This is a genomic window from Pseudomonas paraeruginosa PA7 (assembly GCF_000017205.1).
GTDB classification, from domain to species: domain Bacteria; phylum Pseudomonadota; class Gammaproteobacteria; order Pseudomonadales; family Pseudomonadaceae; genus Pseudomonas; species Pseudomonas paraeruginosa.
In genome coordinates this window covers 4,523,658-4,534,991 of the sequence record NC_009656.1, presented here as the reverse complement: position 1 = coordinate 4,534,991, position 11,334 = coordinate 4,523,658, and the positions used below count along the sequence as shown (strand labels likewise).

Below are 11,334 nucleotides of genomic sequence, written 5' to 3'. Positions count from 1 at the left end.
GAGGTTTTCATGAAACGGTGTTTCCTGCCCGGCGTGATGGTTTTTCTCGTTCTTCCCGTGGTTGCCATTGCGGCGCCGGAACCAGAATGTCGTGTTGATACCCAAGGGGGTAATGGCGCGACCATTTCCTACCAGGAGATCAAGTTCCCCGCGGTATTGCCACCGACGTTCGACCCGAATGTACCGGATGGCGCGGTGGTCTATGATGCTACGGGGATGGGGGACAACTACTTCGCGGTTGTGAAGTGCAATGGTGCTCTCATAGGGAATATGGTGTACGAAGGCAAGGGGAGGTACGACGCCAAGTTCAACGCCTATGAAACATCGGTATCGGGAGTCGGCTATCGGATAACCGAATATGCACCAGGTGGCTGGTGGCCAAAAAACATAAACTACCAAGGAGTGGGAAAAATTCTCCCGGGAGCAGTGGATTATCGGGTGCAACTAGTGAAAATCGGGCCTATCACCGCCGCTGGCGTTCTGTCAGGTGAGATCGGTACTATCAGGGTTTTGGAACATGGCGGCCTGGTAGCCGCACGGGTTAGTTTCAATGGTGGCCTGCCGATTCGCCCGACTGTCCCTACCTGCACCATCCAGAGGAAGAGGCTCGACGTAGGTCTGGGCGAGGTCAGCCTCAACCAGCTCGAGCGCAATGGCGGGTCGGACTACAAGCCCATATCCATCGACCTGAAATGCTCGGGAGGTTCGACAGGTACTTCGACTCGGATGTTCATCACCCTGACCGACTCCACGAACCCGGGTAATCGCGGCAACCGGTTGACTCTGTCCTCCAAGGGCTCCACCGCGGCCAAGGGCGTCGCCGTGGAAATCCGCCGGGCGGACGACTCCGTGGTCAGCTTCGGCCCGGACTCCAGCGTCACTGGCAACCCCAACCAATGGTTCGTCGGCCAGTTCGGCAACACCAGCACCTCGATTCCGTTGAGGGCGCGCTATGTGACGACGTCCTCTGCGCTGGCAGCGGGCCAGGCCAATGCCGCCGCGACCTTCACGATGAGCTACCAGTAAGGGCGGTACTATCGCTTCTTGCCAGGCGGGCGCCAGCACTTCGCCTGGTTTGCCGTCAGGTCGACGTATCAGCCACCGCCGAGTCCATCCAGCAGGTCCGGCCTGCATACCTGGCGTTCCAGTTGCAGGAGCCTCTGCTTGGCCTCCAGCCCTCCGGCGAAGCCGGTCAGCCCCCCCGATGCGCCGATGACCCGATGGCAGGGGGCGATGATGGAGATCGGGTTCCTGCCATTGGCCGCCCCGACCGCCCGTACGGCCCTGGGGCTGCCGATCTGCGTGGCGATTTCCGAATAGCTGCGGGTCTCGCCGAAGGGAATGGTAAGCAGCGCGGCCCAGACCTTCTTCTGAAAATCGGTGCCCTGGAAGTCGATGGGCAGGTCGAAGCGTGTGCGCTGGCCGGCGAAGTATTCGCGCAATTGGCGTTCGGTCTCGATGAGCACGGGGTTGGCGTCCGCCGCCTCCATCTCGTCCAGCGGAACGCGATTCGGACGTTCGTGCGGCCAGAGCACGGCGACCAGCGCCGGGCCCCTGGCTACCAGCGTCAGGGTACCGACCGGCGACTGCATTTTCGTATAGCGGTAGTACATCTGTGGCACATCCTTTCCCGGCAAGGCCGCCCCAGTGTACGCAATGATTCATGGGAGCGAGGAGAGGGGTTGGCCAGGCCCCCTGTTTCCCGCCCCGGTGGGTCGTGCTCGGCGCCCTGGATGGCGCCTGCGGCCAGGCCAGCGGAACTGTGAGATCTGGCAGGCGATTTGCCGGGCAAAGTAGGTTGTCATTGGTTTGTAGTCTTTTCGAGCCGGAGACGACGTTCGATGGTGGTGTGTTGTAACGGTTCTTTGCCGCTTGCCGGATTCCTCCCGTAGTGGGCGCAGCCACCAGCGTCGGACAGTCCGGGCCGGTTCTCCAGCGAAGAGCCGTCGTTCATGCGGCTGCGAAGCATCCTGGGCATGGCCAGGCCGGTTGCCGGCCCCTGGCCACCGAAACTTTTTCGTTCGGACTCCGAATACCGCGCTTCGCCCAGCGCCGCTAGTTTCCCGTTCCTGACAAAGCAAGCGCTCTGGCTCAGGCCTCTCCTGAAACGGGCGCCTATCGCTGAAGAGGGAACGTTCTGTCATGACCACACTGGCCAACCTGACCGAGGTTCTGTTCCGCCTCGACTTCGATCCCGGCACCGAACTGTATCGCTATCGGGGCCAGACACTGAGCCGCCGGCAGTGCCGCTCCGCCATCCTCTCGCAGGCAAGCCAGCTGGCCCGGGTGCTCGAACCCGGCGACCGGGTGGTGCTGGCGCTCAACGATTCGCCCTCGCTGGTCTGCCTGTTCCTCGCCTGCATCGCCGTCGGGGCGATTCCGGCGGTGATCAATCCGAAGACCCGCGAGCCGGCTCTGGCCGAGATCCTGGCCGATTGCCAGGCCAGCCTGGTGGTTCGCGAAGCCGATGCGCCTTCGTTGAGCGGGCCGTTGGCGCCGCTGACCCTGCGTGCCACCGTCGGGCAGCCGTTGCTCGACGATTTTTCCCTGGCGGCGCTGGCGGGGCCCGCCGAGCCCGGCTGGAGCGACTTCCACCGCCAGGAGTCGACGACGCCCTGCTATCTGCAATACACCTCGGGTTCCACCGGCGCGCCGAAGGGCGTGATCCACACCTTGCGCAATACCCTCGGCTTCTGCCGTGCCTTCGCCGGGGAATTGCTGGCGCTGCGCGAAGGCGACCGGCTGTATTCGATACCCAAGATGTTCTTCGGCTACGGCATGGGCAACAGCCTGTTCTTCCCGTGGTTCAGCGGCGCCTCGGCGCTGCTCGACGACACCTGGCCGAGCGCGGAGCGGGTGCTGGAGAACCTGCGCGCCAGCCGGCCGAAGGTGCTGTTCGGCGTGCCGGCGATCTATGCGGCGTTACGCCCTCATGCGCACGAACTCCTGGAGAGCGTGCGCCTGGCGTTTTCCGCCGGATCGCCCCTGCCGCGCGGCGAGTTCGAGTTCTGGAGCGCCCAGGGCCTGGAGATCTGCGATGGCATCGGGGCGACCGAGGTCGGCCATGTCTTCCTCGCCAACCGGCCGGGCCAGGCGCAGGCCGATAGCACCGGCCTGCCGTTGCCGGGCTACGAGTGCCGGTTGCTGGACCGTGACGGCGAGACCGTCGAGGCGGCCGGCCAGCAGGGCGTGCTGCTGGTGCGCGGGCCGGGGCTGAGCCCGGGCTACTGGCGGGCCAGCGTCGAGCAGCAGGCGCGCTTCGCCGACGGCTGGTACCGCACCGGCGACCTGTTCGAGCGTGATGAGCGAGGCGCCTACCGCCACTGCGGACGGGAGGACGACCTGTTCAAGGTGAATGGCCGCTGGGTGGTGCCGACCCAGGTCGAGCAAGCGGTCTGCCGGCATCTGCCGGAGGTGCGCGAAGCCGTGCTGGTGCCTACCAGTCGGCGTCACGATGGCCTGCGTCCGACTCTTTTCGTGACCCTGGACGAGCGCCAGGAGAGCAACCAGATCCTGCTGGCGCAACGCATCGACCAGCATCTCGGCCAACGGATTCCCTCGCACATGCTGCCCAGCCAGCTGCATGTACTGCCGGCACTGCCGCGCAACGACAACGGCAAGCTGGCGCGCGCCGAGCTGCGTCATCTCGCCGACACCCTCTACCACGACAACCTTCCGGAGGAACGGGCATGTTGATTCAGGCTGTGGGGGTGAACCTGCCCCCATCCTATGTGTGTCTGGACGGACCGCTGGGCGGCGAACGCCCCAGGGCCCAGGGCGACGAGATGCTGATGCAGCGTTTGCTGCCGGCGGTGCGCGAGGCCCTGGACGAGGCGTCGGTGCAGCCCGAGGAGATCGACCTGATCGTGGGCCTCGCCCTGTCTCCCGACCACCTCATCGAAAATCGCGACATCATGGCGCCGAAGATCGGCCACCCCTTGCAGAAAGTGCTCGGGGCGAAGCGTGCGCATGTCTTCGACCTCACCGATTCCAGCCTGGCCCGCGCGCTCTACGTGGTCGATACCCTCGCCAGCGACCAGGGCTATCGCAACGTGCTGGTGGTGCGCGGCGAGTCCAGCCAGGGACTGGAGGTGGATAGCGAATCCGGCTTCGCCCTCGCCGACGGCGCCCTGGCGCTGCTCTGCCAGCCGACCGGCAAGGCTGCGTTCCGCCGCGGTGCGCTGGGCGGTGATCCGGCGCAGGAATGGCTGCCGCTGAGCATTCCACTGAATACCGATATTCGCCAGGTAGGCGACGTCAAGGGACACCTCAACCTGCCGGCCCAGCCCGGGTTGCCCGAAGCGGTGCGCGCCGGATTCACCCGCCTGGCCGGGGACTTCCCGCAACTGAACTGGGTGCGCGAGGAATGGTTCGGCCAGGGGCGGCCCGATGGTCGTTGCCTGGGGCCGTTCGAGCTGGCGTTGCAGTTGCGCGCGGCGCAACGCGACCGCCTGGAGGAGTTGCTGCTGATCAGCTTCGATCCGTTCGGCATGGTGGTGGAGGGCGTGACCCTGGAACTGGCGGGAGAAGCTCATGCATAAGGTCAAACTGGCAGCGATCACCTGTGAGCTTCCGGCTCGCAGCTATGAAAACGACGATCCGGTGTTCGCCGCGGTACCGGACCTCAGCGAGTCCTGGTGGCAATTCTGGGGCGTCAATCGGCGGGGCTATTTCGATCCGCGGAACGGCGAGAACGAGTTCAGCCTGGTGGTCCGTGCCGCCGAGCGCCTGCTGCGCAGCAGCAATACCGCGCCGGATAGCGTGGACATGCTGATCTGTTCGGCTTCTTCCCCGATCATGACGGAGGCCGGCGATGTCCTGCCGGATCTGCGCGGGCGTCTCTACCCGCGCATGGCCAACGTGCTGTCCAAGCAACTCGGACTGAGCCGGGCGCTGCCACTGGATTCGCAGATGGAGTGCGCCAGCTTCCTGCTCAACCTGCGCCTGGCGGCGAGCATGATCCGCCAGGGAAAGGCGGAGAAGGTGCTGGTGGTGTGCAGCGAATACATTTCCAACCTGCTCGACTTCACCTCGCGCACCTCGACCCTGTTCGCCGATGGTTGCGCGGTGGCCCTGCTGACCCGCGGCGACGACGACAGCTGCGACCTGCTGGCCTCGGCCGAGCATAGCGACGCCACGTTCTATGAAGTGGCCACCGGTCGCTGGCGCCTGCCGGAAAACCCGGCCGGCGAGGCCAGGCCGCGGCTGTATTTCTCGTTGTTCAGCGATGGCCAGAACAAGATGGCCAGCTTCGTCCCGACCAACGTGCCGATCGCGATGCGCCGCGCCCTGGAGAAGGCCGGGCTGGGCAGCGACGAGATCGACTACTTCGTGTTCCACCAGCCGGCGCCGTTCCTGGTCAACGCCTGGGCCGAAGGCATCGGCGCGCGTCCGGACCAGTACCAGCTGACGATGGGCGATACCGGGGTGATGATCTCGGTTTCCATTCCCTACACCCTGATGACCGGCCTGCGCGAGGGCAAGATCCGACCCGGCGATCGCATCGTCATGGCCGGCGCCGCGACCGGCTGGGGCTTCGCCGCGCAGGTCTGGCGGCTGGGCGAGGTACTGGTGTGCTGACCCATCGCCACGCCGATCCACTGCGCTCGAGGAGGGCCGCACATGGGTAATCCGATTCTCGCCGGGCTGGGGTTCAGCCTGCCGAAACGCCAGGTCAGCAACCATGACCTGGTGGGACGCATCAACACTTCGGACGAATTCATCGTCGAACGCACCGGCGTGCGCACGCGCTACCACGTCGAACCGGAGCAGGCGGTCAGCGCGCTGATGGTGCCGGCGGCGCGCCAGGCCATCGAGGCCGCCGGGCTGCTGCCGGGGGACATCGACCTGCTGCTGGTCAACACCCTGTCGCCGGATCACCACGATCCATCCCAGGCCTGCCTGATCCAGCCGCTGCTCGGCCTGCGACAGATCCCGGTGCTGGATATCCGGGCGCAATGCAGCGGGCTGCTCTACGGCCTGCAGGTGGCCCGCGGGCAGATCCTCGCCGGCCTGGCGCGGCATGTCCTGGTGGTCTGCGGCGAGGTCCTGTCCAAGCGCATGGACTGTTCCGATCGCGGGCGCAACCTGTCGATCCTGCTCGGCGACGGCGCCGGCGCGGCGGTGGTCAGCGCTGGCGACAGTCTCGAAGATGGCCTGCTGGACCTGCGCCTGGGCGCCGACGGCAACTACTTCGACCTGCTGATGACCGCGGCGCCGGGCAGCGCGTCGCCGACCTTCCTCGACGATAATGTCCTGCGCCAGGGCGGTGGCGAGTTCCTCATGCGTGGCCGGCCGATGTTCGAGCATGCCAGCCAGACCCTGGTGCGGATCGCCGGCGAGATGCTCGCCGCCCACGCACTCACGCTGGACGACATCGACCACGTCATCTGCCACCAGCCGAACCTGCGCATCCTCGATGCGGTGCAGGAGCAACTGGGCATCCCGCAGCACAAGTTCGCCGTCACCGTCGATCGCCTCGGCAACATGGCTTCGGCCTCGACCCCGGTGACGCTGGCGATGTTCTGGCCGGACATCCAGCCGGGACAACGCGTGCTGATCCTGACCTACGGCTCCGGGGCGACCTGGGGCGCGGCGCTGTACCGCAAACCGGAGGAGGTGAACCGGCCATGTTGAGACTCTCGGCTCCCGGCCAACTGGACGATGACCTGTGCCTGTTGGGGGACGTTCAGGTACCGGTGTTCCTGCTGCGCCTCGGCGAGGCGAGCTGGGCGCTGGTCGAAGGAGGGATCAGCCGGGATGCCGAATTGGTCTGGGCCGACCTGTGCCGTTGGGTGGCCGACCCGTCCCAGGTGCATTACTGGCTCATCACCCACAAGCACTACGACCATTGCGGACTGTTGCCCTACCTGTGTCCGCGGCTGCCCAACGTGCAGGTCCTGGCGTCGGAGCGGACCTGCCAGGCCTTCCGGTCGGAAAGCGGCGTGCGGGTAGTCGAGCGCTTGAACCGGCAACTGCTGCGTGCGGACCAGCGGTTGCCCGAAGCCTGCGCCTGGGACGCGTTGCCGGTGCGTCCGCTGGTCGACGGCGAGTGGCTGGAGCTCGGCCCGCGGCATCGCCTGCAGGTCATCGAGGCGCACGGTCATAGCGACGACCAGATCGTTTTCTACGACGTACGTCGGCGGCGCCTGTTCTGTGGCGACGCCCTGGGTGAGTTCGACGAGGCGGAAGGGGTGTGGCGGCCGCTGGTATTCGAGGACCTGGACGCCTACCTGGACACCCTGGAGCGCCTGCAGCGGTTGCCGACCCTGCTGCAGCTGATCCCGGGCCATGGCGGCCTGCTGCGGGGGCGGCTGGCCGCGGACGGGGCGGAGTCCGCCTTCACCGAGTGCCTGCGGCTGTGCCGGCGCTTGCGCTGGCGGCAGGCGATGGGCGAGTCGATCAATGAGTTGAGCGAGGATTTGCACCGTGCCTGGGGTGGGCAGAGCGTCGACTTCCTGCCCGGCGGACTGCACCTGGGCAGCATGCGCCGGATGCTGGAGATTCTTTCCCGCCAGTCGCTGCCGCTGGAGTGAGACGGGAAATTCATTGCGGCGGCGAGCGCCGTCGGCGCTGGCCGCAATCGGGGGAATGAAGGGGGATATCGATGATGGACAGGCTGTTGCGTGGTCGCGCTACGCCGGCCGGCAGCCCGTGGGCGCCGGGGGGTGGCTTGTGAGCGGGAGCGGTTATCGGCTGGAAGAGCGCCTGGAGTACCGCTCCCTGTCGCCTGACGCGTTGTCGGTCTGGCGCGCGGCGGGAAGCGGACGGATGCTGTTCGACTGTTTCGATGTCGACAGCAAGGCGCCGCGGCGCAGCGTGGCGATTCTTTCCAGTTGCCTGCGCATCGAATGCTGGGGACGCGATGTGCTGCTGCGCGCGTCCAACCCCAATGGGCGCGCCTTGCTGGCGCCATTGAGCGAGGCGTGTCCGGCGCAGGTCACCTGCCTGCGCGACGGCGATACCCTGCACTGGCGCTTCCCCCATGAGGCGCCGGAGGCGGACGAATGGTGGCGCCTGCACGCCCTGTCCAGCCTGGAGGCGCTGCGCCGGGTGCTCGAGACCCTGGGCGGTGACGAGCGGCCGGTGCTACTGGGCGGACTGTTCAGCTTCGACCTGGCCGAGCAGTTCGAGCCGCTGCCGGCGCCCGCCAATCCCGCCCGGCAATGTCCGGATTATCTGTTCCTGGTTCCCGAACTGCTGCTGGACATCGATCACGTGGCGCGCCAGGCCTCGCTGCAGGCCTTCGTCCACGAACCGGGCCGGCATCAGGCGCTGGCCGCCAGCCTGCGCCGGTGCGCCGACGAATACCATGGCGCCGTCGATGACGCGGTCGAACCCGCGCTTGCCGGCGTTCGTGCCGGCAACTACCAGGTCGACCTCGACGACGCGAGCTTCGCCCGCCAGGTGGAGCGCCTGCAGGAGCATGTCAGGGCAGGCGACGTATTCCAGATCGTACCGTCGCGCAGTTTCAGCGTGCCCTGCGCCGACCCCTGGCGGGCCTATCGCCAACTGTGCCTGCGCAATCCCAGCCCGTATCGGTTCTTCCTCGATGCGGGGGACTTCTGCCTGTTCGGGGCCTCGCCGGAATCGGCGGTGAAATACGATGCCGCCAGCCGTGAGGTGGAGCTCTATCCCATCGCCGGTACCCGGCCGCGCGGGCGCGACGCCGAAGGGGCCATCGATGCGGAACTGGACAACCGCCTGGAGGCGGAACTGCGTCTGGACGCCAAGGAAATCGCCGAGCACATGATGCTGGTCGACCTGGCGCGCAACGATCTGGCGCGGGTCTGCCGGCGTGGCACCCGGCGGGTGCGCGACATGCTCAAGGTCGACCGCTACAGCCATGTGATGCACCTGGTCTCGCGGGTGACCGGCGAGTTGCATCACGAGCTGGACGCCCTGCACGCCTACCGGGCCTGCCTGAACATGGGCACCCTGGTCGGTGCACCGAAGGTCCGTGCCATGCAATTGCTGCGGCAGTTCGAGGACGGCTATCGCGGCAGCTACGGCGGCGCGATCGGCATCCTCGACAGCGCCGGCAATCTCGACACCAGCATCGTCATCCGTGCCGCCGAGGTTCGCGACGGCATCGCCCGGGTCCGCGCCGGAGCCGGTGTGGTGCTGGACTCGGAGCCCCGGCTGGAGGCCGAGGAAACCCGCAACAAGGCGCTGGCGGTACTCACCGCCGTGGCCGCCGCCGAACGCGAAAGGGGAGAGCGCGATGCGCATCACGCTGTTGGATAACTTCGATTCCTTCACCTACAACCTGGTCGAGCAGTTCTGCCTGCTGGGCGCCGAGGTGCGGGTGATGCGCAACGACACGCCGTTGCAGACGGTACGCGCGGCGTTGCTGGCCGACGGCTGCGAATTGCTGGTGCTGTCGCCGGGGCCGGGGCGGCCGGAGGACGCCGGTTGCTTGCTGGAATTGCTCGCCTGGGCTCGCGGGCGCCTGCCGGTGCTCGGCGTCTGCCTCGGCCACCAGGCCCTGGCGCTGGCCGCCGGAGGCGCGGTCGCGGTGGCGCGGCGCCCGCTGCACGGCAAGAGCACGGCGCTGCGCTTCGATCCGCGCCATCCATTGTTCGATGGCATCGGCGACCTGCGCGTCGCGCGCTACCACTCGCTGGTGGTCAGCCGTCTGCCGGAGGGCTTCGAGTGCCTGGCGGACGCGGATGGCGAAATCATGGCGATGGCCGATGCGCGGAACCGACAACTGGGCCTGCAGTTCCATCCCGAATCGATCCTCACCACCCACGGCCAGCGCCTGCTGGAGAACGCTCTACTCTGGTGCGGCGCGCTGCCGGTACGCGAGCGCCTTCGGGCCTGAGCACCGTGGCACCGTCTCGACGATGCTCGGCTGCCAGGCCGGCGCCTCGTCGAAGCGCTGCCGGCCCAGTTCGCGCAGGCGCTGGCGGGCGCTTTCGAGAAAGCGCAGGAAGCTGCGCTCGGACTCCAGCGCGGTGTTGTAGTAGCAATACACCTTGGTATCGATGCCACCCGGCTCGTACAGCTCGCTGAGAACGGCCAGGGTGCCGGTGCGTAGGCGCTCCTCGACGAAATAGTGCGGCGCGATACCCCACCACGCCGGCTTCCACCAGGCGCAGCATATCGTCGAAGTTCTCCACGAAGAGCACCTTGTCGCTGACCGGGCGAAGCAGGTTCGAATGCTGGCCGAAGCGGCTGCCGAGGCTGATCTGCCGGTAGTTGGCCAGGCTCGCTATGCTGTGCAGCGAGGCATTGCACAGCGGATGCTGGGGATGGGCGACGACGAACGCCTTGGTGTAGCCGAGCACGCACTGGTTGAAGCGGGAGATCTTCAACTCCTCGTCGATGGTGATGGCGATGTCGATTTCCGCGTTGTCCTGCTTGATGGTCGCCAGGCTGTCGGCCGGCGAGGTGCGTATCAGGCTGACCATGTTGAAGTCGTCGAGCAGGACGCTGCTCACCGTGTCGCAGAACGATGGCGGGATTGCCGTATCCAGCAGCACCCGCAGGTTGCGCGGCCCCTTGTTGAGGTTGAAGGCGATGTCGCCGATCAGCTGCTGGTAGTTCAGCAGGCTGCGCATGTAAGGGATCAGGCGTAGCGCCTGCTCGGTGGGTTCGACCTTGTAGCCGTCGCGACGGACCAGCTCCACGCACAGGTCGATTTCCAGGTTGCTGACCGCCGAGCTGACCGCGGTGTGCGACTTGCGCAGGATACGCGCGGCGGAAGAGATCGAGCCGGAGGCGATGACCTGGAGGAACATATTGACGTGATTGAGGTTATGAATAGGCATCCCTTTGTCCTTTTATTGGGTGGCGCGTGCCGCTTCCCTTGATCGGGTCAGGTTGCCGCTGCTGGCGAAGAAGCGTCGAGGACTCGATACATAGCGCCCGAGTATTTCAACTTGTCTTCTGGATGACGTTTTCATCGGGGGAATCCTCCCGTCGATCGGTGAAGCGCAAGGGCTGGCGTGGCAAGGGTGTTACTGGCCGCCGGCTTGGCACGGTGGCCGACGCATGGCACGGGAGTCGTCGTATCGAAGGTGAGGGATGACGGCTCTGTTTCAGGATTTTTTATAATTATGTGAAAGAAGAGCTTATTTCAGTGAAATGAGTTTCATATTGCTCGTAAATTCGACGAAAAGAAATTGCGGATATTTACCGGGCCTTTAACGTTAATACCAAGGGTTTAATACTAAAGTACCAGGCGTTACCCGCCGGCAGGGTTGTTCGGATCGCCGGCGACGAAGGATTCAAAAGGTTTGTTCTAAGAAACAGAAAAATTATGTCGTGTCGGTCTAACCACCGAAACCTATGTCTTTTGTTAGCGTAGCCGTCTGCCAGCGGGGCTTG

Annotated in this window: 9 protein-coding genes and 1 pseudogene; 8 read left to right on the top strand and 2 right to left on the bottom strand. The window is 65.8% G+C overall.

Annotated features, from left to right (window positions below):
• Positions 1–9 precede the first annotated feature (9 nt).
• Positions 10–1,026, top strand: coding sequence for a fimbrial protein (locus tag PSPA7_RS31370; RefSeq protein ID WP_116803160.1), 1,017 nt, complete (start codon positions 10–12; stop codon positions 1,024–1,026).
• 68 nt (positions 1,027–1,094) lie between these two features.
• Here PSPA7_RS31370 and PSPA7_RS20920 read toward each other — a convergent pair whose 3' ends face one another.
• A complete protein-coding gene (locus PSPA7_RS20920) occupies positions 1,095–1,613 on the bottom strand; it encodes a methylated-DNA--[protein]-cysteine S-methyltransferase (RefSeq protein WP_012076803.1) in 519 nt (172 codons plus the stop codon).
• A 529-nt stretch (positions 1,614–2,142) separates the two neighbouring features.
• On the opposite strand from PSPA7_RS20920, the gene pqsA reads away from it, so the two are divergent.
• The 7 genes from pqsA to phnB all read left to right on the top strand — a co-directional run bounded on the left by pqsA (position 2,143) and on the right by phnB (position 9,826).
• On the top strand, positions 2,143–3,696 hold the full coding sequence (gene pqsA, locus PSPA7_RS20915; RefSeq protein ID WP_003148820.1) for an anthranilate--CoA ligase: 1,554 nt from the start codon (positions 2,143–2,145) through the stop codon (positions 3,694–3,696).
• Entirely contained in the window at positions 3,690–4,541 is an 852-nt protein-coding gene (gene pqsB / locus PSPA7_RS20910; protein ID WP_012076802.1) for a 2-heptyl-4(1H)-quinolone synthase subunit PqsB, read from the top strand. The genes pqsA and pqsB overlap by 7 nt, the downstream gene beginning before the upstream one ends.
• Complete coding sequence (pqsC, locus tag PSPA7_RS20905) at positions 4,534–5,580, top strand: 2-heptyl-4(1H)-quinolone synthase subunit PqsC (RefSeq protein ID WP_012076801.1); 1,047 nt, start codon at positions 4,534–4,536, stop codon at positions 5,578–5,580. Before pqsB ends, pqsC begins: the two co-directional genes overlap by 8 nt.
• A gap of 42 nt (positions 5,581–5,622) precedes the next feature.
• Positions 5,623–6,636: an anthraniloyl-CoA anthraniloyltransferase gene (gene pqsD / locus PSPA7_RS20900; protein WP_003148817.1), complete on the top strand. Its 1,014-nt coding sequence runs from the start codon at positions 5,623–5,625 to the stop codon at positions 6,634–6,636.
• Positions 6,630–7,535, top strand: coding sequence for an MBL fold metallo-hydrolase (locus PSPA7_RS20895; protein ID WP_012076800.1), 906 nt, complete (start codon positions 6,630–6,632; stop codon positions 7,533–7,535). Before pqsD ends, PSPA7_RS20895 begins: the two co-directional genes overlap by 7 nt.
• Positions 7,536–7,653: 118 nt before the next feature.
• Positions 7,654–9,246 carry an anthranilate synthase component 1 gene (locus PSPA7_RS20890; RefSeq protein ID WP_041025386.1) on the top strand — a complete coding sequence of 531 codons (1,593 nt, stop codon included), beginning with the start codon at positions 7,654–7,656 and terminating at the stop codon, positions 9,244–9,246.
• Positions 9,224–9,826 (top strand): anthranilate synthase component II, encoded by a 603-nt coding sequence (phnB, locus tag PSPA7_RS20885; protein WP_012076798.1) that lies wholly within the window; start codon positions 9,224–9,226, stop codon positions 9,824–9,826. The genes PSPA7_RS20890 and phnB overlap by 23 nt, the downstream gene beginning before the upstream one ends.
• Here phnB and mvfR read toward each other — a convergent pair.
• Positions 9,779–10,775: pseudogene (gene mvfR, locus PSPA7_RS20880) on the bottom strand (multiple virulence factor transcriptional regulator MvfR). The gene phnB and the pseudogene mvfR overlap by 48 nt on opposite strands.
• Between the last annotated feature and the right edge of the window lie 559 nt (positions 10,776–11,334).